This window comes from Xanthomonas sacchari, assembly GCF_040529065.1.
GTDB classification, from domain to species: Bacteria; Pseudomonadota; Gammaproteobacteria; order Xanthomonadales; family Xanthomonadaceae; genus Xanthomonas_A; species Xanthomonas_A sacchari.
Genome location: NZ_CP132343.1, coordinates 1,409,121 through 1,429,320 on the forward strand (window position 1 = coordinate 1,409,121; position 20,200 = coordinate 1,429,320).

The following is a 20,200-nucleotide window of genomic DNA, read 5'->3' on the forward strand; positions in this document are numbered from 1 at the left end:
GAAACTACAGCATCTCCGGCTTGAACAGGCGCCGCCGCGAGATCTCCGCGCCCGACAGCATGAAGCGGCCGTCGCCCCGGTAGTGCAGGGTGCGCGGCCGCTTGGGCGACGCGGCGACGTGCGCCTTGACCACCTCCCATACGAACAGGCCGTGTTTGCCGATCTGGCTGCCGTCGTGCAGGCGGCACTCGAAGCTGGCGTAGCACTCGGCGATCAGCGGCGCCGCCACGTGCGTGGCGGGCACCGCGGTGAGGCCGAAGTGCGCGAACTTGTCCAGGTCCGCGCCGCTGGTATTGCCGATGCCGACCACGGTGTCGACCAGGTCGGCGGTAGGCAGGTTGATCACGCATTGCTTGCTGCGCCGGATCAGCTCGAAGCTGTGGTTGGCGCTGGAGATGCAGCAGGCCAGCAGCGAGGGCGAGAACTCCAGCACCATGTGCCAGCCCAGGGTCATCACGTCGCGCTGCTGCTTCCACGCCGAACTGACCAGCACCACCGGGCCCGGCTCGAGGAAGCGGCGCACGTCCTGGGTGGGGAAGTCGAGCTTGCGGTAGCGGCGCATGCGCAGTCTGCTGTGGTGGGGCCTTCAGTCTCGCCGGCTCCGGTGAACGCGATGTCGGCGTCAGTCCAGCCGATGCACCGCGTCGGCGATGCGCGCCACTTCCTCGGCCTGGTGGCTGACATAGAGCATCGGCAGGCGCACTTCGTCGCGCACGCGCTGCAGGTAGGGGATCAGTTCGCTGCGGCGGTCCGCGTCCAGCGCCGACAACGGCTCGTCGAACAGCAGCAGCGCCGGTTGCGACAGCAGCGCACGGCCGATCGCCACGCGCTGCGCTTCGCCGCCGGAAAGCGTGTCCGGGCGCCGTTCCAGCAGCGCGCCGATGCCGAGCAGCTCGACCACCGCATCGAGTGCAAAGCGCGCCGGCTGGCCGCGGCCGTGGCGGCCGTAGCCGAGGTTGCGGCGCACGTCCATGTGCGGGAACAGGCGCGCGTCCTGGAACACGTAGCCGATGCCGCGGCGATGCGCCGGCAGGTCGATGCCGGCGGCGCTGTCGTACAGCACCCGGCCATCGATGGCGATGTGCCCGCTGCGCGGCGTCAGCACGCCGGCGATGGCGTTGAGCAGGCTGGTCTTGCCGGCGCCGGACGGACCGACCAGGGCGACCACGCGCGCCTGTTCCTCGATGCGCACGTGGCGGGCGAAGCGGCCGCGCTGCAGGTGCAGGTCGATGCTCAGCATCGGCGCCGGCTCCGGGCGCACGTGCGACTCATGCGTCCACCTCCGTGCCGCGCTGGCGGCGGACCAGCCACTCCGAGGCCAGCAGGGCGCCCAGCGAGATCGCCAGTGCTACCGCCGCCAACCGCCAGATGCCGGCTTCGGCACCGGGTACCTGCAGCAGGCTGTAGATCGCCGACGCCAGGGTCTGGGTCTGTCCCGGGATGTTGGAGACGAAGGTGATGGTGGCGCCGAACTCGCCCAGCGCCTTGGCGAAGCCGAGCACGCCGCCGGCGACCACGCCGGGCCACGCCAGCGGCAGGGTGATGGTGAAGAACACCCGCCAGGGGCCGGCGCCGAGCGTGGCGGCGGCCGCTTCCAGGCGGCGGTCGGTGGCTTCCAGGGCCAGGCGGATCGCCCGCACCATCAGCGGAAAGCCCATCACTGCGCTGGCCAACGCCGCGCCGGTCCAGCGGAACGCGAACTGCACGCCGAGATGCTCGAACACCCAGCCGCCGATCGGGCCCTGCAGGCCGAACAGCTGCAACAACGCATAGCCGGTGACGATCGGCGGCATCACCAGCGGCAGGTGCAGCAGCGCGTCCAGCAAGGATTTGCCGAAGAAGCGTCGCCGCGCCAGCAGCCAGCCGCAGGCCACTGCGAACGGCAGGCTGGCCAGCGCCGCGACCAGCGCGACCTTGACGCTCAGCGCGATCGCGGTCAGTTCCTGCGCGGTGAAGTCGAACAATGGCAGGTTCTCAGTGGGCGGGCGAGAAACCGTGGCGACGGAAGATCGCCTGTGCCGGTGGCGTGCCCAGCCAGCGTACGAAATCGGCGGCGCGCTTCGCCTGCGCACTCGCGCGCAGCGGCGCCACCGGATACACGATCGGTGCGTGGCTGTCGGCGGGGAAGGTCGCCACCACCCGCACCTTGGGCTCGGCCTGGGCGTCGGACCCGTAGACGATGCCCAGCGGCGCCTCGCCGCGCGCCACCAGCATCAGCGCGCTGCGCACGCTCTCGCTTTCGGCCAGGCGCGGTTGCACCGCGTCCCACTGGCCCAGCGCCTGCAGCGCGGCGCGCGCGTACTTGCCGGCCGGCACGCTGGCGGTCTGGCCGATCGCCAGGCGCCCCTGCGCACCGAGCGCGGCGAGCAGCGCGCCGGGTTTGCGCAGGTCGACCTGCGCCTTGCTGGTGGCCGGCGCCACCAGCACCAGGGTGTTGCCTAGCAGGTCGCGGCGCAGTGCCGGATCGATCAACTTACGCTGCTGCAGGTAGTCCATCCACTCCTGGTCGGCGGACACGAACACGTCCGCCGGCGCGCCCTGTTCCACCTGCCGGGCCAGCGTGGAGCTGGCGGCGTAGGACACCTGCACGGGGGGGGCGCTGGCGCGCTGGTAGGCGCTGGCGGCCTCGTCCAGCGATTCCTTGAGGCTGGCGGCGGCGAACACGGTCAGCGGCGTCTGCGCCGAGACCGGCGCGATCGCGGTGGCGACGATCAAGGTGCACAGGCACAGCAGGCGGCGCAGCGGTCGGGTCATGGGTCACTCCAGCGGGGGCAGGTAGGCGATGCGGCAGTGCGCGGCGGCGCGCGCGTACGGTCGCGCAGCGCTGTCGCAAACCCGCATCCTAGCGCGCCGGCGGCGCGCTGCCTGCTCACGCCGGCGGCGGCGCCAGGTCGTCGGTGCGGCCGGCCTGGATGTTGGCGCGCACCGACGGCTGCATCAGCCGCGGCTCGGCCAGCGTCGCATCGCGCGCCTGGCGCAGGGCCACGAAGGCCGCTTCGTCGATGCCGTCGCGCACGTGGATGTTGCTGCGGCGTTGTTCGCCGATGCTGGTCTGGCAGGCCACCGCGCGGCCGCCTGCGCCGTAGTCGTGGCACACGAACACGCGCGTCGCCTCCGGCAGCGCGTACAGCCGCTGGATCGAACGGTACAGCGTGGTCGCGTCGCCGCCGGGGAAGTCGCAGCGCGCGGTGCCGCTGTCGGGCATGAACAGCGAATCGCCCGGGAACAGCGCATCGCCGATCAGGTAGGCGACGCTGTCGCCGGTGTGGCCTGGCACGGCGATGACCTGCGCCTGCACACTGCCGATCGCGAAACGCTCGCCATCGGCGAACAGGTGATCGAAGCCGCAGCGCGCCTGCGGGTCCGCGTCCAGGCCGTACTGCGGCGCGAAACGGGCACGCACCTCGCGGATGCCGTCGCCGATCGCCAGCGTCGCCTGCGGCCAGCGTCGCTTGAACCATTGCGCGGCGGAGACATGATCGGCGTGGGCGTGGGTCTCGAGGATCCAGCGCAGGTGCAGTCCGCGCGCGTCCAGGCACGCGGCAAGCGCCTGCGCCGGCGCGTCGTCCAGCGCGCCGGTCTGCGGGTCGTAGCCCACCACCGGGTCGATCACCGCGGCGTCGTTGCCATCCTCGACCACGTAGCTCCAGGTGCCGGAACCAGCATGGTGGAAAGCGTGGACGTGCGGATGCTGGCTCATCGATCGCTCCGGGGGGCGGCAGGTGGCGCGGCGCTGCAGTAGATGCCGTGCAACACCTCAAGGATGCGCTGCACCGGGCCGGGCACCAGCGAATAATAGATGGTCTGACCCTCGCGGCGGGTCTGCACCAGTCCATCCTCGCGCAGCAGCGCCAGGTGTTGCGACAGCGCCGACTGGCTGAGCTCCACGCGCGCGTTGAGCTCGCCGACCGATTGCTCGTGGTCCACCAGCAGGCACAGCAGCAGCAGCCGCTTCTCGTTGCCGAGCGCCTTCAGCAGGCGCGCCGCCTCGCTGGCGTGCGCGCGCATCGCGGCAGGGTCCATGGCGGTTGCGGCGCGGCGCGGCATGGGCTCAGAAATCGACCGGGCCACCGGCCGCGGTCCAGCCCAGGAAGCCGCCGGTCAGCGAGCGCACCGCGGTGTAGCCCAGGTGCTGCAGGCTCAGCGCCGCCAGGGTGGAGCGGCCGCCGCTGGCGCAGTACAGCAGGATCGGCTGGTCGCGTCGGGCCAGCGCCGGATCGGCATCGAGGCGGAATTCGAGGATGCCGCGCGGGATGTTGATGGCGTTGGGCAGGTGGCCCATGGCGAACTCGCCGGGTTCGCGCACGTCGATGATCCATTCGCCGGGCAGGGGCGTGGCGGCGGCATCGGTGTGGACAGGGGGTTCGTGGATCTGCGCGCGTGCGCGGTCGACCAGGGCTTGGGCGGAGGAGGCGGGCATTGGGGGTGCTCGGCGGGAAAGTGCGGCCATCATATCAGTTGACTCTAATATAAGAAAATTCTAATTTATCTAGCGGCCAGCCTGGGGCGGCCGCGCCCGGCCTGCCGCGGCGGAATACCCACCGACGGCGCGGATGCGCCCTTTTTCTGGAGTTCGAGCATGCGTGTGCTTCGTTGGCCGATCCGGGGTGTCTGGCGTGGCGGACGGCTGCGCGGGAGGCTTGCTGCACCTGCCGCTACAGCGGCCCGCGGCAACGGCCGGGCGCCCCTGGCGGGCACGCTCGCGGCGCTGGCGATGCTGGCGCTCGCCGGCTGTCGGCATGACGCCGCCGCGGTCGCGCCGCCGCCGTTGCCGGCGCTGGCGACCGCGCCGGTGGAGCCCGCGGCGATGGCATCGCGCTCCTGGGACGGCGTCGTGACCGCGGTGGAGTACGCCGATCTGAGCGCGCAGACCGGCGGGCGCGTGCGCAGCGTCGCGGTGGACGTGGGCGACCGGGTCGCCGCTGGCCAGGTGCTGCTGCAACTCAGCGCAGTGGAACAGCGCGCCGGCGTGGCCGGTGCGCGGGCGCAAGTGCGTGCCGCGACGGCCAGCGCCGACGAGGCCGAGGCCAGCTATCGCCGCTATGCGTCCCTGGCCGGGGCGCAATACGTGTCGCGCGCGCAACTGGACCAGGCCCGCGCCACCCGCGATGCGGCCATTGCCGCACGCGCTGCCGCCGCCGCGCAACTGGCGCAGGCGCAGCAGCCGGCCGACTACACCGTGGTGCGCGCGCCGTTCGCGGGTGTCATCAGCGCGCGCCAGGTGCAGCCGGGCGAGGCGGTGGCGGCCGGGCAGGCCTTGCTGTCGCTGTACGTGCCCGGCGCGCAGCGCATCGAGGTGCAGGTGCCGCAGTCCGATGCCGACGCCATCCGTGCCGTGCCGCGCGCGCAGGTGCGGTTGGACGATGGGCGCATCCTGCAGATTCCGCAGGTGACGGTGTTCCCCACCGCCGATCCGCGCAGCCACAGCGTGACGGTGCGGGTGCCGTTGCCGCTGCTGCAGCCGGCCCCGGCACCCGGCACCACGGCCAAGGTCGAGGTGCCGCTGGCTGCCGGCGATGCCGCGGAGGCGGCGCCGTTGCGCATTCCGCTGTCGGCGCTGCTGCAACGGGGCGAACTCAGCGCGGCCTATGTGCTGGCCGACGGTCGGCTCAGCCTGCGGCAGCTGCGGATCGGGCAGCGCGGTGCGCAGCGGGTGGAAGTGCTGGCCGGGCTGCGCGCAGGCGAGCGGGTGGCGCGCGATCCGGTCGCTGCGGGACAGGCGCTGGCCGCGCAGCGGCGCGCGCTGGCGGAGCGTTGAGATGGCCACCGGTTTCGGGATGTCCGGCCGCCTGGCGGCATTCTTCCAGGCCAATCCGCTGACGCCGATGCTGGCCCTGCTCGGCCTGTTGCTCGGCCTGGCGGCGGTGGCGATCACGCCGCGCGAGGAAGAGCCGCAGATCGACGTGACCATGGCCAACGTGTTCGTGTCGCTGCCGGGCGCAGATGCGCGCGAGGTCGAACAGCTGCTGAGCACGCCGCTGGAACAGAAGCTCGACGAGATCGAGGGCATCAAGCACGTGTACTCGGTGAGCCGCCCCGGGCAGGCGGTGTTGACCGTCGAATTCCAGGTCGGGGTGCCGCGGCAGACCGCGCTGGTGCGCCTGTACAACCAGGTGTATTCCAATCTGGACGTGCTGCCCACGCAGATGGGCGCCAGCGCGCCGCTGGTCAAGCCCAAGGGCATCGACGACGTGCCGGTGATGAGCGTGACCCTGTGGAGCGACGATCCGCAGCGCAGCGCCGCCGACCTGGGCGCGATCGCGCGCACCCTGGAGACCGACCTCAAGCGTCTGCCGGGCACGCGCGACATCTACAGCATCGGCGCGCCGCCGCGGGTGGTCACGGTGACGCTGGATCCGGCGCGGCTGGCCGCCTACGACCTCACCGTGGCCGACCTCGGCCAGGCGCTGCAGGGGGCGAACGTGGTGCGCCCGCTCGGCGACCGTATCGGCGGCGGCCGTGCGGTGCCGCTCAGTGCCGGGCGGTTCCTGGCCGATGCCGATGCCGTGCGCGAGCTGGTGATCGGCGTGCACGACGGCCGGCCGCTGCAGTTGCGCGATGTGGCACAGATCCAGGCCGGTGCCGACCTGCCCACGGCCTACGTGTGGTACGGCGCGCCACCCACGCGCGGCGGCCCGGCGCAGGGGCGCGCGCCGGCGGTGACCCTGGCCATCGCCAAGAAGTCGGGCAGCGACGCCTCGGCGCTCACCCGCGCGGTGAGCGCGCGCCTGCAGGCCTTGCGCGGCGAACTGCTGCCGCAGGGCGTGCATGCCGAGGTCACCCGCGACTACGGCGCCAGCGCGGCGGCCAAGGCCGCCAAGCTGATCCACAAGCTGGTGTTCGCCACCGCCTCGGTGGTGCTGCTGGTGCTGTTCGCGCTGGGCTGGCGCGAGGCCATCGTGGTCGGCAGCGCGGTGGTGCTGACCCTGGCGCTCACGCTGTTCGCCTCGTGGGCGATGGGCTTCACCCTCAATCGCGTGTCGCTGTTCGCGCTGATCTTCTCCATCGGCATCCTGGTCGACGATGCCATCGTGGTGGTGGAGAACATCCACCGCCATCTGCGCGCCGGCGGCAAGACCTTGCGCGAGGCGATTCCGCCGGCGGTGGACGAAGTCGGCGGCCCGACCATCCTCGCCACCTTCACCGTGATCGCGGCGCTGATGCCGATGGCCTTCGTCAGCGGCCTGATGGGGCCGTACATGCGGCCGATCCCGATCAACGCTTCGGTCGGCATGCTGCTGTCGCTGGCGATCGCGCTGGTGGTGACGCCGTGGCTGGCGCTGAAGCTGCTGAAGCGGCATGTGCCGGCGCACGCCGCGCAGGTAGCGGCGGGGAACGATGCGCCGCCGCGCCTGCAGCGCGTGTTCGGGTACTTGCTGCACCCGTTCCTGGATCCTATCCGCGGCGCGCGCCGGCGTGGCTGGCTGTTCGCCGGCATCGCGGCGCTGCTGCTGGCCGCGGTGGGCCTGGTCGGGCTGCAGTGGGTGGTGCTGAAGATGCTGCCGTTCGACGACAAGTCCGAGCTGCAGATCGTGGTCGACCTGCCCGAAGGCAGCACTGTGCAGGACACCGATGCGTTGCTGGTGGAGTTGGCCGGGGTGCTCGACCGCACGCCCGAGGTGCACGACTACCAGGGCTATGCCGGGACCTCGGCGCCGGTCAACTTCAATGGCCTGGTGCGGCAGTACTTCCTGCGCAGCGGCAACACCGTCGGCGACCTGCAGGTGAATCTGGTCGACAAGCACCAGCGCACGCGCCACAGCCATGCCATCGCCCGCGCGCTGCGGCCGCCGCTGGCGGCGATCGCACGCCGGCATGGCGCGTCGCTGAAGGTGGTGGAGGTGCCGCCGGGGCCGCCGGTGCTGTCACCGTTGGTGGCCGAGGTCTATGGGCCGGACTATCCGCGCAGCCGCCAGCTCGCCCTGGCGCTGGAGCGACGCTTCCTGCGCACGCCGAACGTGGTCGATGTCGACACCAGCGTGGAGAGTGCGGCCACCCGCGAAACGCTGGTGGTCGACCGCGTGCGCGCCGCGCGCCTGGGCGTGAGCCAGGCCTCCATCGCCGATGCCCTGACCACGGCGGTGCAGGGTCTGGACGTCACCTGGCTGCACGATGGCACGTCCAAGGTGGCGCAGCCGGTGCGGCTGCGCCTGCCGGGCGCCGCGCAGGCCGCCAGCGCACGCCTGCTGGCGCTGCGCGTGCGCGGTGGCGATGGGCAACTGGTGCCGCTGTCGGAACTGGTCGCGGTGCAGCGCCTGCCCTGGGACGACAGCATCGCGCACAAGGACCTGCGGCCGGTGGTGTACGTCACCGGCGACGAAGCCGGGCGCCTGGACAGCCCGCTGTACGGCATGTTCGACCTGGTCGGGCAACTACGCGGCCACCGGCTCGATGGGCAGACGCTGCAGCAGTATTTCATCGCACCGCCGACCGACACCGCCGACTTCGCGGTGAAATGGGACGGCGAATGGCAGATCACCTACGAGACCTTCCGCGACATGGGTATCGCCTACGCGGTGGGCCTGTTGCTGATCTATCTGCTGGTGGTGGCGCAGTTCCGCAGCTATCTGCTGCCGCTGGTGATCATGGCGCCGATTCCGCTGACGGTGATCGGGGTGATGCCGGGTCATGCCCTGCTCGGCGCGCAGTTCACCGCGACCAGCATGATCGGCATGATCGCCCTGGCCGGCATCATCGTGCGCAATTCGATCCTGCTGGTTGACTTCATCCGTCATGCCCTGGCGCAGGGACGCAGCGCCGAACAGGCGGTGATCGAGGCCTGTGCGGTGCGTGCACCGCCGATCGTGCTGACCGGCCTGGCGGCGATGCTGGGCGCGCTGTTCATCCTCGACGATCCGATCTTCAACGGCCTGGCGGTGGCGCTGTTGTTCGGCATCCTGGTCAGCACGGCGCTGACCCTGCTGGTCATCCCGTTGCTGTACTACCCGCTGGCACGGCGCGAAGCGGCGGCGTGAGCACGACGCTGCGTCCACACGCCGTTACCGGTGCCGGCGTAGAGTCGGAAATCCCTTTCTGCGAAGTGGAGTTTCCACGATGCCCATCGGCGATCCGATCCGCGTCACCCTGGAGCAGGACACGGACTTCGCGTTCCGCATTCGCTTCGACGAAACCGCGCTGGAGCCCTGGCTGAGCGACGAAACCGCGCCGCTGGGCCAGGAGCGCGGCCCCAATCCCACGCGCATCCTGCTGGCCGGCATCGCCAATTGCCTGGCCGTCAGCCTGCTGTTCGCGATGCGCAAGTACAAGAACGATCCGGCCGGGGTGGTCGCGCACATCACCGCCACGCCGATGCGCAATCCTGAAGGGTTCTGGCGCATTCCGCAGGCCTCGGTGGAACTGCAACTGCCCGGCGCGAATCAGGACTATGCGCAGCTGGAACGGATCCTGGCGCAGTTCGAGCAGTTCTGCGTGGTCACCCAGAGCGTGCGCCAGGGCATCGACGTGCAGGTCACGGTCAAGGACGCGCAAGGCACGGTGTTGCTGGGCGACAAGAGCATCGAGGCCGGCGCATGACCACGCTGCTGCATGTCGCATGCCCGCACTGCACCGCGCTCAACCGGGTGCCGGAGGCGAAACTGGCGGACGCGCCGCAATGCGGACGCTGCCATCGCGGCTTGTTCGACGCCACACCGGTCACGCTGACCGCCGAGACGTTTGCCGCGCACGCCGAGCGCAGCGAGCTGCCGTTGCTGGTGGATGTGTGGGCGCCGTGGTGCGGCCCGTGCCGGACCATGGCCCCGCACTTCGCCGCCGCGGCCGCGCAGCTCGAGCCGCGGCTGCGCCTGGGCAAGCTGGACAGCGACGCGCAGCCGGCGTTGGCCGGGCGCTTCGGCATTCGCAGCATCCCGACGCTGCTTCTGTTGCGCCAGGGCCGCGAACTCGGCCGACACAGCGGCGCCATCGGCACCGCCGAGATCGTGCGCTGGACGCGGGCACAGTTGAATTCTGCGTAATGCTCTCGTAGCAGCGGCTTCAGCCGCGATGGGCTTGCCCAGGAAAGCCCATCGCGGCTGAAGCCGCTCCTACACGGTGCGCCGCGCTTACTTGCCCAGCGCCGCGTTCAAGGTGGCCGCCAGGTCGGCACCGGCCTGGCGCAACTGCGCCTCGGCGACCGGGCGCCAGGTCGCCACGTAATCGGCCGGCAGCGTGGCGCCGGGCGGATAGAAGCCCGGACGCATCATGATCCTGCAGGAGGCCTCGGCCCACGCCGCGGCCGGCGGCGGCAGCGCGCTGCCCGCCGGCGAGGGCGCCGGCAGCGGCTGCTTTTCCAGTTCGGCCAGGTAGGCCTGTTCGTCCAGCCCGCGGCTGCGCAGCAGACCGCTGTCCCACAGCGAGTGCAGATTGCTGCCCTTGCCCTCGAACTGGATCTGCACGGTGTTGGCGCCCTTGTCGCGGGCGTAGCCGGCATGCAGCGGCTGCTGCACGTCGCCGGCGAAATGCACGACGAACTTCAGCGCCTGCGCACGCGCGGCCTGTGGCTGGCTGCGGTCGGCGAGGATCGCGGCCTGGCGGCGCAGCGCCTCGACCGCGCAGTTGCCGTCCGGGCAGTCGCGGGTTTGTTCGTAGTGGCAGTCGTTTTCGGCCAGGTTGACGTAATGCCAGCGCGCGCTGCGCTTGCCCAGGTCGGGATCGTGTTCGCGGAGCTGGTCGGCCCAGTTGGCGACGCCGGCCAGGGTCGGGTCGGGTTCGCCCTGCAGCAGGGTACGGACCTGCGCGCGGGCTTGCGGGGTGAGTTGGGTGTCGGCGAGATCGGCGACCAGGCGGTGGCCCAGCGGGCCCCAGGCGAAGGCGGCGGACGGTGCGGCGGTGAGGGCTGCGGCGAGCGCGGTGCAAACGAAGGGAGAGATTTTCATGCGCCGATTCTAGCCGGCGCCGACGACGCGGCCATGACGCGCATCAGGTCTGTTGCGTTGCCGCTCAGCACGGCGGACGCCGGTACCAGACGGCGTCGCCGAGCGCGCCGAGCCGCGTCCGAGGACACGACCCGGCTGCAGGCTCAGAAATACATCAGATACGCGACGCCGTAGGTGACCGGATCGAGCTTGGCCTTGCCGAGCGTGCTGCCGTCCACCTGCACGTCGCTGCGCATGCCGGTCCAGCGCGCATCCACGCGGATCGCGCTGCGTTCGCCGACCGCGAAATCCACGCCGGCATGCAGCGCCGGACCAATGGTGTCCTTGAACTTCACGTCGTTGGACGCGAACGCGCCCTTGCCGTCGCTGCCGAGGAAAGCGGTGTAGTTGAGGCCGGCGCCGACGAACGGGGAGATGTCGCCGTTGCCGTTGAAGTGGTACTGCAGCGAGATGGTGGGCGAGAGCATCCAGGCGCTGCCGATATCGCCGCCGCGGTCCACGCCGATCTTCTGCTGGCCGACCAGGCCCTGGATCTCCAGGCCCAGGTTGCCGCGGAAGAAGTATTCGTACGTGAACGACACGGCCGGCGCGACGTCGGCGTCGAAGCGCTGATCGCTGCCGCGCAGCGTGCCGTTGGACGACCCCGGCACCATGCCGTGCAAGCCGTAGCTGGTGGTGAAATGGCCGGCCGATTGCGCCGCGGCGGGCAGGGCGATGCTGGCGAGGGCGGCGACGGCGAGGCGACGGAACAGGCGTGGCGGCATGGGGGACCCCGGTGGACGACGAGTGGGCGGATGCGAACCCCGTGTCGGCCCAGCGGGCGCCGATCCACATCCGTGTGGCGCGTAGTCTGCCAGAGAAGCGCCGCGGACGCGCTGCGCGCCGGGGCTGCCGCTTGCGGCATGCCGCGTCGGCCTGGGCCGCCGCGCGCGATGGCGCCGCTGCGACGCGCGGCGCCGACCGTGTGACCGCCGGCGCCGCAGTTCGCAGCGGCGCCGGCGCCCGTCTCAGAACTTCATCACGTAGGCCAGACCGTACGCCAGCGGATCGATGTGCGCAGTGCCCAGGTCGCTGCCGTTGACCTTGACCTTGCTGTCGATGTCGATCCAGCGCAGGTCCACGCGCAGCGCCGACTTCTCGGTGAGTGCGAAATCCACGCCGGCGTGCGCGGCCAGGCCCCAGGAGTCGTCCAGCTTGAGCTTGCTGCCAGCCAGCGCGCCGGTGGTCTTCTCGCTGAAGAAGGTGGTGTAGTTGATACCGGCGCCGACGAACGGCGAGACCTTGCCGGCGCTGTTGAAGTGGTACTGCAGCGACACTACCGGCGGCAGGTGCTTGGTGCTGCCGACCTTGCCCACGCCCTTGACGCTGATGTCGTGCTCGAACGGCAGCGCGGCCAGCACTTCCACGCCCAGATCCTGGTGCACGAAGTACTCGAAGGTCACCGTCGGGCGGATGTTGCTGTCGATGCGCAGCGGCAGGGTGCCGCCGGCCAGCGTGCCGTTGTCGGACTTCGGGTTGACCTGGTGGGCGCCGATGCCGAGGGTCCAGTCGCCTTGCGACTGCGCCAGCGCCGGCAGGGCGCACAGGGACAGGGCGGCCAGGCCGGTGAGCAGGAGGGGGGAGGTGGTGCGCATGGTGGAGTCTCGGTTGGGTGTGGGCGCAGTGTCCGGCGCGCTGCCCCATGCCGCCTTGATCCTGATCAAACCGGCGTGTCCGGCGTGACGCGGCCGGCCTGCTAGAATGGGATTTCCCCTTCCATCCGCCGCGCCAGGCGCGGCCGCAGGAGCTACTGAAATGGCAATCAAGGTCGGCATCAACGGTTTCGGTCGCATCGGGCGCAATGTGCTGCGCTCGGCGGTGCAGAATTTCGGCAGCGACATCGAGATCGTCGCCATCAACGACCTGCTGGAGCCGGATTATCTGGCCTACATGCTGCAGTACGACTCCGTGCACGGCCGCTTCCAGGCGGAGGTGTCGGTCGAGGGCAATCATCTGCTGGTCAACGGCAAGAAGATCCGCCTGACCCAGGAACGCGATCCGGCCGCGCTGAAGTGGGGCGAGGTCGGCGTGGACGTGGTGATCGAGTCCACCGGCCTGTTCCTGACCAAGGACACCGCGCAGAAGCACCTGGACGCCGGCGCCAAGAAGGTGATCCTGTCGGCGCCGTCCAAGGACGACACGCCGATGTTCGTGTACGGCGTCAACGACAGCACCTACGCCGGCCAGGCCATCGTCTCCAACGCCAGCTGCACCACCAACTGCCTGGCGCCGCTGGCCAAGGTGATCAACGACAAGTGGGGCATCAAGCGCGGCCTGATGACCACCGTGCACGCGGCCACCGCCACGCAGAAGACCGTGGACGGCCCGAGCAACAAGGATTGGCGCGGTGGCCGCGGCATCCTGGAGAACATCATTCCGTCCAGCACCGGCGCGGCCAAGGCGGTCGGCGTGGTGATCCCGGAATTGAACAAGAAGCTCACTGGCATGAGCTTCCGCGTGCCGACCTCGGACGTGTCGGTGGTCGACCTGACCGTGGAACTGGAGAAGCCGGCCACCTACGCCGAGATCTGTGCCGAGGTGAAGGCGCAGAGCGAAGGCGCACTGAAGGGCATCCTCGGCTACACCGAGGACAAGGTGGTCGCCACCGATTTCCGCGGCGACGCGCGCACCTCCATCTTCGACGCCGATGCCGGCATCGCTCTGGACGGCACCTTCGTCAAGCTGGTGTCCTGGTACGACAACGAGTGGGGCTACTCCAACAAGTGCCTGGAGATGGTCAAGGTGGTGGCGAAGTAAGCCGCCGCGCGTCGTCCGCCGGTGGCGGGCGACGCGGCCTTGTGCGGCAGCGACCGCTGCAGCCCGCCGCCGTTGGCACGCTGCACACGCCATCGCGAACGTACCCACAAAAAAGGAGCGCCTCGGCGCTCCTTTTTTGTGGCTGTGCTACGAGGGGCTTGCCCGCCGCGACGTCGGCGTGGATGCAACGGGGGAAGTGGCGCGATCCGCGCCGCCGCCATCTGCTCGCCGTTACAGCGCGTCCTTGGAGACGTTGCTTTCGCTCTGCTGGTAATCGGTGACCACGCCCTTGGCGTCGAATTCCACTTCCAGGTCGTAGGACTTGACGTTGCGCGCGCCGACGCCGTGCTCCTGCGCCTCGTTGATCGCCGGGCCGGTGTAGTAACCGGGCAGCATCCGCTTCAGCAGGCCGGTGGCGGTCTTGCGCGCCTTCTCGCCGTGGGATTCGCTGGGGCGATAGCTCCACGACTTCTCGTAGCCGCCTTCCTTTCCGGACGTCCTGGAGACGTAGGTGGGCTCGCCATAGATCGCGCGCACCTGCTCCTTGGTGGTCTTGCCGATCACGATGTTCTTCTTCACCGCATCGGGGGTGTAGAGCTCCGGATTGTCGACCTTTTCGGCCAGGGCGGGAGCAGCGAAGGACGCGGCCAGCATGGCCGAGATCAGCAGGGTGCGAAAGGGTTTCATGGTCATGTCCGTTTACCTGGGAAGTGGCGTCTGCAATCCAGAGGGCACCGGTCGCGTCGAGATGCGTCGGTACGGCTTCAGCGCGGCGCAACGAGCTTAGGCATGGCGAAATGACGTCGTCAATACAGCAGGCCGCGACATTCAGGCAACGACGACGCCCCTGCCGGCAAGGCCGATGGCGGGATCGCGAGCGCGATGCGGCGTGCCGCTGCGTACGCAGCGGATCACGGGGCATGCGTTGCCCCGTGATCCGCTGCCGCTTTTTGGGCATGGCGCCAGTGCGGCGTGGGCGCGCTACAGGGCCTGCAGGATCAGCGAGTGCCAACCGGTGCGGTAGGTTTCGTAGCCGGGCGAGGCGGCATGCCCGATGCAGTGCGGCCGGCCGTCCAGGTCGATCAGCACGGCGCCGCGCGGCTGCTTGAACAAGGCGTCGCGGCCGTCGAAGTCGATCCGGTCCTGCAGCATGCGCCCGGCCGAGTCGGCCAGCACCTGGCCCTGCGCGTCGACGATGCAGACCCGGCTGCGGCCCCATTCGGATTCGGACAGCGGCGTGCGCTGCACGATCGTCTGCGCCAGCGCGTCCCAGCGGAACACGATGCCCAGCACGCCCAGCACGCGGCCATCGATGCGGCCGCCCTCGCGGACCGTGCACGCGTACACCAGGACCCGCTCGCCATCGGCCAGCGCACTGGCGTGCACGCCCTGGAAGCTGAAGTCCTCGCCGCTGCGGGTGCGCATGGCCTGCTCGAACCACGGTTGCGTGGAGACGTCGCTGCCGACCGAGGCGAACTGCCGCGGCCGCCCGTTGGCGCGGATGCGGCCATCGCTGCCGGCCAGGATCAAATCGAAGTAGACCGTGTACGAATCCAGGATCTGGCCCATGCGCCGCGACGCGTAGGCCAGCGCCTCGGCGTCGCTGTCGGTGCGCGCTGCCGCCACGACCGCGGCGTCGGTGGCCCACCAGCGCACGTCGCAACTGCGTTCGTAGAGGTTGCGGTCGATCAGGTCGATGTTGCTCAGGGCCAGTTCGCTGAGCCGCGTGCGGCGCACGTCGTCCTGCAGCTGGCTCAGCGTCTGCCGCATCTCCGCGCTGGTGCGCGCGGCGACCTTGTCCAGGTCCTGGGTGGCCTCGGCCACGCGTCGCGACAGCCCGTCCATTTCCTGCGCGATGACACTGAAGCCGCGTCCGGCGGCACCGATGCGCGCCGATTCGATGCGCGCGTTCATCGAGATCATGTGGGTGGTGCGGTTGATCGCGTCGATGCCCTGCAAGGAGCGGCGCAGTTGGCCGAGCAATTGGTCGGAGAGGCCGACGACGGCGCGGATATGGTCATCGATCCCCGTTTCTGCGGGGTGGGCGGGTAGGTTCATTCATGCTGCCGGTGGGGTGGGAGGGAACAGCAGACGGACGACGCGGTAAGGGGTGTAGCGGCTGTCGATTCATCGACTTGAGGGTGCTGTGAAGACCGTTCGTCGGAACGCCGAGGCTTGCCCTGCCTGGGCTGCGGCCTCGCCTGTGGGCCGATGCCGGTACCGAACTCGTCTACCATCTGCGCCAGGTCCGGCGCCGCCGGACACCTGGTGCGCGTCACAGGCGCCGCGCCACCGCCGTGGAGATGCGAGTCGAATGGAGATGTTGGTCGTGCTGGTGGTGTTGGCGGTGCTGGCGATGCCGGTGCTGTTGATCGTGGCCCTGGTGGGGCAGTCGCGCCTGCGCCAGCGGCTCGCCGCGCTGGAGGCGCAGGTCGCGCGGATGGCGGCCGCCCCGGTGGCGCCTGCGGCGGCCTGGGCCGGTCCTGCCGCCGCGGCCGGGGACACGGAATCCGCCGTCGATGCCGAGACGCAGGCCGAGGACGCGCCGATCGCGGCGTCGTTCGAGCCCGCGCGTCCGCCCCTTGTCGTGGAGGACGCGGGCGCGCCGCCGCCACTGCCGCCGCCCTTGCCGATGCCGCAGCACACCAACGATTTCGCGACGCTGGCTGCCGCGGTCGAGCGCGCCGAGCAACAACAGGCGCAAGTGCAGGCGCGCGCCGCCGCGGCGGCCGCGATCGCCGCCCCGCACCGGCCTGACCCGATCGAGCGGTTGGTGAGCAGGGTCAAGCGCTGGTTCACCGAGGGCAACGTGCCGGTGAAGATCGGCATGCTGGTGCTGCTGGCCGGCGTCGCCGCGCTGCTCAAGTACGCCGGCGACCAGGGTTGGCTGCGCATGCCGATCGAGCTGCGCTATGCCGGCATTGCCGCCGCGTCGCTGGCGGGCCTGGCCTTCGGCTGGCGCCAGCGCATGCGCAAGCGCAGCTTCGCGCTGGCCCTGCAGGGCGGGGCGATCGGCGTGTTGCTGCTGACCGTGTTCGCCGCGTTCAAGCTGTCCGGGCTGATCCCGGCCGGGGCGGCGCTGGCGCTGAGCATCGCCCTGGTCGCGGGCATGTGCGTGCTGGCGGTGGCGCAGGAATCGCGCACCCTGGCGGTGCTGGGCACGCTGGCCGGCTTCCTCGCGCCGCTGTGGCTGTCCACCGGCAGCGGCAACCATGTGGCGCTGTTCTCCTACTACGCGCTGCTCAACGCGGCGGTGTTCGCGATCGCCTGGTACCGGCCGTGGCGGGTGCTGAACCTGCTCGGGTTCGGCTTCACCTTCGGCATCGGCACGCTGTGGGGCGTGCTGCAGTACCGGCCGGAGAAGTTCGCCAGCACCGAGCCGTTCCTGCTGCTGTTCTTCGCCTTCTACCTGCTGATCCCGATCCTGTACGCGCGGCGGCAGGAGGCCGCGCGCAGCGCGCTGATCGACGGCAGCCTGCTGTTCGGCACGCCGCTGATCGCGTTCTCGCTGCAGGCGGGGTTGCTGCGCGGCGAGCGCTTGCCGCTGGCCTTGTGCGCGTTGGCTCTGGCGGCGCTCTATGCGCTGCTGGCCGCCGCGCTGATCCGGCGCGCGCGCTTCGCCCTGCTGGGGCAGGCGTATGCGGTGCTGGCGGTGGGCTTCGCCACGTTGGCGGTGCCGCTGGCCCTGTCGGCGCGGGCCACCGCCAGCGTGTTCGCGCTGGAGGGGGCGGCGCTGGTGTGGCTGGGCCTGCGCCAGCGGCGCTGGCTGCCGCAGCTCAGCGGCGCCGGGTTGCAGATGGCGGCCGCGTTGGGCTTCACCCTGGGCCTGGACGCGGCGGTGCAGGACAGCCAGGCCGTGGCCAATGCCACCTGCATGAGCGCGCTGCTGCTGGCCCTGGCCGGCTTCGCCAGCGCCTGGTGCTATCGCCGTGCGCGCGCCGCCATGCCGGCGCTGGGCTACTACCTGTGGGGGCTGGCCTGGTGGTGCGGGATCGGCGTCGCCGAGATCCTGCGCTTCGTCGACGCCGACGCGCGGCCGGACGTGTTGCTGGCCTGGGCGGCGGTCAGCGGCTGGCTCGCGGCCGAAGCGCAGCGGCGCTGGCCGGCGCCGGCGCTGGCTGCGACCACGCTGGGCGGCCTGGCGCTGGCGTTGCCGCTGGCGGCCTGGCAGGCCGATGCGCACGGGCAGCCGTTCGCCGGGCATGGCGCCTGGGCCTGGGCGCTGTTCGCGGTGCTCGGCGTGCGCAGCCTGCTGTGCCTGCGCGACAGCGGGGGCGGCGTGGCGCGCGCGGCGCAGTTCGTGTGGTGGCTGGTGTGGCCCAGCGTGGTTGGGCTGCTGTGCACCTGGATCGCGCTGCACAGCGACCTCGCCGCCGGCTGGCGCTGGATGCTGTTGCTGGCGCCCTGGTTGCTGGCGACGGCGCTGTCGCTGTGGCGCTGGAACTGGCTGGCGGCGCCGCTGGGCGCGGCCTTCGCGCCGTGCCGCAGCGCGCTGCAGAGCACTTACTTCGGGCTGCTGACGGTGGCTTGGCTGTACAGCCTGGGCCTGCCCGGCAGCAGCGCGCCGTTGCCCTGGGTGCCGCTGCTCAATCCGCTGGAACTGAGCCAGTTGGCGCTGCTGGTCCTGGGCGTACGCTGGACCCGCAGCCCCGAACTGCCGGCGCTGCTACGGCCGTGGCGCACCCATCTGCTGGCCGCTGCCGGCTTCCTGTGGATCACCAGCGTCACCCTGCATGCGGTGCATTACTGGGCGGCGGTGCCGTGGCCCGGCGTGCTCGGCGATGGTGTGGCGCAGACCAGCCTGACCGTGGTCTGGAGCGTGCTGGGCGTGCTCGGCTGGGTGCTGGGCTCGCGCCGCGGCCAGCGCGGCCTGTGGCTGGCCGGCGCGGTGTTGATGGCGGTGGTGCTGGGCAAGCTGTTGCTGGTGGATCGCGGCAATCTCGGCAACGTCGCCGGCATCGCCTCGTTCATCGCGTACGGGCTGTTGTGTACGGTGGTGGGCTATCTGGCGCCGGCACCGCCGCGCGCCGCCGAACCGGCCGAGGAGGCCATCCCATGATCCGACGTGCGCTGTTTCCGTTGTTGCTGGCCGGGTTGCCGCTGTGCGCGTTCGCTGCCAGCCAGCGCGACGACTACGCCCAGCAGTGGCCGCTGACCCTGCAGGACGCCGATGCCGGCGCCTATCGCGTGCAACTCGAAGATGCGGTCTACCGCAGCGCGCAGCGCGCCTCGCTGGGCGACGTGGAGGTGTTCAATGCCGCGGGCGATCCGGTGCCGTCCACGCTGTTCGCCGCCGAGCAGGCCGAGACCGCGCCGCGCCGGCAGCCGTTGCCGTGGTTTCCGTTGCCGGCCGCGCGCGACGGGCGTGCAGCGGACCTGGAGCTGATCGCCGAGCGCGACCGCGACGGCAGCGTGCGCCGCATCCAGACCCGCGTGGCGGGCGGCGGCAGCGACGCAGCGGCTGCCGGCTGGCTGGTCGATGCCAGCGCACTGCACGCGCCACTGCGCGCGCTGTCGCTGCAATGGGCCGCCGCCGCGCAGCCGCAGCAGGCCCGCTACCGCGTCGAGGGCAGCGACGATCTGCGCGACTGGGAGGTGGTGGTGGATGAGGCGACCCTGGTCGACCTCAGCAACCAGGGACACCGCCTGCAGCAGCTGCGCATCCCCATCGGCCGCGAAGTGCGCTATCTGCGCCTGCTGCCGTTGGCCGACGCCAACGCGCCGCCGCTGACCGGGGTGGAAGCCGAGCTGGCGCCGGCACCGGTCGCCGCCAACTGGCATTGGCAGCAACTGGACGCGGCGAGCAGCGATCCCGCGCAGCACAGCTATGCGTTCGTGTCGCCGGGGCGCTATCCGGTGACGCGCATCGACATCGCCTTGCCCGGCAACAACGCCATCGAATGGCGCGTGCAGAGCCGCGACAGCGCCGAGGCGCCTTGGCAGGATCGCGCCGGTCCGTGGCTGGCCTACCAGGTCGGTGGCGGCAGTCGTTCGCCGCCGCAGGCGCTGACCGCGCCGGTGCGCGACCGCTACTGGCGGCTGCTGGCGGCGCAGGATCCGGGCCGGCAGCGGCCGGCGCTGCGCCTGGGTTACCAGCCGGAGACGCTGGTGTTCCTGGCGCAGGGTGCGCCGCCGTATGCGCTGGCCGCCGGCAGTGCGCGCACCCAGCGTGCGCCGGCGCCGCTGGCCGCCGCATTGCAGGCCCTGCATGCCCAGCGCGGGCTGCAATGGACGCCGGCCACCGCCAGCCTCGGCGCAGCGCAACCCTTGGCGGGCGCCGCGGCGTTGCAGGCACCGCCACCGCCGCGCGACTGGAAGACCTGGCTGCTGTGGGCGCTGCTGATCGGCGGCGCGCTGCTGGTGGTCGGTTTCGCGCTGAGCCTGCTGCGCAAACCCGCCGCCGCCGACGGCGCGGGCTGACCCGCAGGACGGCGATCGCGCGCACGCTGCGCCGTGCGCGCGTCAATGCACCGATTTGCCGCTGTGCGGCCGACGCCGGACAATGGGGGTTTCGCCGTTGCGGCGATCGG

The 20,200-nt window shown here is 71.0% G+C and carries 19 protein-coding genes; 7 read left to right on the forward strand and 12 right to left on the reverse strand.

Translation table 11 applies throughout. The features are described from left to right. Positions 1–4: 4 nt before the first annotated feature. The 7 genes from RAB71_RS06010 to RAB71_RS06040 form a co-directional block, all read right to left on the reverse strand. Positions 5–562 (reverse strand): flavin reductase family protein, encoded by a 558-nt coding sequence (locus RAB71_RS06010; protein WP_010340892.1) that lies wholly within the window; start codon positions 560–562, stop codon positions 5–7. A gap of 60 nt (positions 563–622) precedes the next feature. Further along, positions 623–1,240, reverse strand: coding sequence for a molybdenum ABC transporter ATP-binding protein (locus RAB71_RS06015; RefSeq protein ID WP_010340893.1), 618 nt, complete (start codon positions 1,238–1,240; stop codon positions 623–625). 28 nt (positions 1,241–1,268) lie between these two features. Then, positions 1,269–1,964 (reverse strand): molybdate ABC transporter permease subunit, encoded by a 696-nt coding sequence (gene modB / locus RAB71_RS06020; RefSeq protein WP_010340894.1) that lies wholly within the window; start codon positions 1,962–1,964, stop codon positions 1,269–1,271. A 10-nt stretch (positions 1,965–1,974) separates the two neighbouring features. Next, the gene (gene modA / locus RAB71_RS06025; protein WP_010340895.1) at positions 1,975–2,754 is read right to left on the reverse strand and encodes a molybdate ABC transporter substrate-binding protein; all 780 of its coding nucleotides are present in this window, start codon (positions 2,752–2,754) and stop codon (positions 1,975–1,977) included. A 115-nt stretch (positions 2,755–2,869) separates the two neighbouring features. Continuing rightward, complete coding sequence (locus tag RAB71_RS06030; protein ID WP_010340896.1) at positions 2,870–3,700, reverse strand: MBL fold metallo-hydrolase; 831 nt, start codon at positions 3,698–3,700, stop codon at positions 2,870–2,872. Continuing rightward, a complete protein-coding gene (locus tag RAB71_RS06035) occupies positions 3,697–4,047 on the reverse strand; it encodes a helix-turn-helix transcriptional regulator (RefSeq protein ID WP_010340897.1) in 351 nt (116 codons plus the stop codon). Before RAB71_RS06035 ends, RAB71_RS06030 begins: the two co-directional genes overlap by 4 nt. Before the next feature lie 4 nt (positions 4,048–4,051). Next, positions 4,052–4,420, reverse strand: coding sequence for a rhodanese-like domain-containing protein (locus RAB71_RS06040; protein WP_010340898.1), 369 nt, complete (start codon positions 4,418–4,420; stop codon positions 4,052–4,054). A gap of 294 nt (positions 4,421–4,714) precedes the next feature. Here RAB71_RS06040 and RAB71_RS06045 point away from each other — a divergent pair, with 294 nt between their 5' ends. From RAB71_RS06045 to trxC, 4 genes are all read left to right on the forward strand, one after another. Further along, entirely contained in the window at positions 4,715–5,758 is a 1,044-nt protein-coding gene (locus RAB71_RS06045; protein ID WP_158255555.1) for an efflux RND transporter periplasmic adaptor subunit, read from the forward strand. Position 5,759: 1 nt separating this feature from the next. After that, entirely contained in the window at positions 5,760–8,975 is a 3,216-nt protein-coding gene (locus RAB71_RS06050; RefSeq protein ID WP_010343107.1) for an efflux RND transporter permease subunit, read from the forward strand. Positions 8,976–9,054: 79 nt separating this feature from the next. After that, positions 9,055–9,534, forward strand: coding sequence for an OsmC family protein (locus RAB71_RS06055; RefSeq protein ID WP_010343106.1), 480 nt, complete (start codon positions 9,055–9,057; stop codon positions 9,532–9,534). After that, positions 9,531–9,974: a thioredoxin TrxC gene (gene trxC, locus RAB71_RS06060; protein WP_010343105.1), complete on the forward strand. Its 444-nt coding sequence runs from the start codon at positions 9,531–9,533 to the stop codon at positions 9,972–9,974. Before RAB71_RS06055 ends, trxC begins: the two co-directional genes overlap by 4 nt. A gap of 87 nt (positions 9,975–10,061) precedes the next feature. On the opposite strand, the gene RAB71_RS06065 is transcribed toward trxC, so the two are convergent. The 3 genes from RAB71_RS06065 to RAB71_RS06075 all read right to left on the reverse strand — a co-directional run bounded on the left by RAB71_RS06065 (position 10,062) and on the right by RAB71_RS06075 (position 12,508). Beyond that, positions 10,062–10,874: a S1/P1 nuclease gene (locus tag RAB71_RS06065; protein ID WP_010343104.1), complete on the reverse strand. Its 813-nt coding sequence runs from the start codon at positions 10,872–10,874 to the stop codon at positions 10,062–10,064. Positions 10,875–11,017: 143 nt separating this feature from the next. Further along, a complete protein-coding gene (locus RAB71_RS06070) occupies positions 11,018–11,638 on the reverse strand; it encodes an OmpW family protein (RefSeq protein ID WP_010343103.1) in 621 nt (206 codons plus the stop codon). Positions 11,639–11,881: 243 nt separating this feature from the next. Further along, positions 11,882–12,508 (reverse strand): OmpW family protein, encoded by a 627-nt coding sequence (locus RAB71_RS06075; protein WP_010341486.1) that lies wholly within the window; start codon positions 12,506–12,508, stop codon positions 11,882–11,884. 160 nt (positions 12,509–12,668) lie between these two features. Here RAB71_RS06075 and gap point away from each other — a divergent pair, with 160 nt between their 5' ends. Continuing rightward, positions 12,669–13,670, forward strand: coding sequence for a type I glyceraldehyde-3-phosphate dehydrogenase (gene gap / locus RAB71_RS06080; protein WP_010341487.1), 1,002 nt, complete (start codon positions 12,669–12,671; stop codon positions 13,668–13,670). Positions 13,671–13,901: 231 nt separating this feature from the next. On the opposite strand, the gene RAB71_RS06085 is transcribed toward gap, so the two are convergent. Both RAB71_RS06085 and RAB71_RS06090 read right to left on the reverse strand, forming a co-directional pair. Further along, positions 13,902–14,357, reverse strand: coding sequence for a hypothetical protein (locus RAB71_RS06085; RefSeq protein WP_234006595.1), 456 nt, complete (start codon positions 14,355–14,357; stop codon positions 13,902–13,904). A gap of 294 nt (positions 14,358–14,651) precedes the next feature. Continuing rightward, positions 14,652–15,728: a methyl-accepting chemotaxis protein gene (locus RAB71_RS06090; RefSeq protein ID WP_029561892.1), complete on the reverse strand. Its 1,077-nt coding sequence runs from the start codon at positions 15,726–15,728 to the stop codon at positions 14,652–14,654. 256 nt (positions 15,729–15,984) lie between these two features. On the opposite strand from RAB71_RS06090, the gene RAB71_RS06095 reads away from it, so the two are divergent. Both RAB71_RS06095 and RAB71_RS06100 read left to right on the forward strand, forming a co-directional pair. Next, positions 15,985–18,729 carry a DUF2339 domain-containing protein gene (locus tag RAB71_RS06095; RefSeq protein WP_104609595.1) on the forward strand — a complete coding sequence of 915 codons (2,745 nt, stop codon included), beginning with the start codon at positions 15,985–15,987 and terminating at the stop codon, positions 18,727–18,729. Next, positions 18,726–20,090: a DUF3999 domain-containing protein gene (locus RAB71_RS06100; protein ID WP_010341494.1), complete on the forward strand. Its 1,365-nt coding sequence runs from the start codon at positions 18,726–18,728 to the stop codon at positions 20,088–20,090. The genes RAB71_RS06095 and RAB71_RS06100 overlap by 4 nt, the downstream gene beginning before the upstream one ends. The last annotated feature ends 110 nt before the right edge of the window (positions 20,091–20,200 follow it).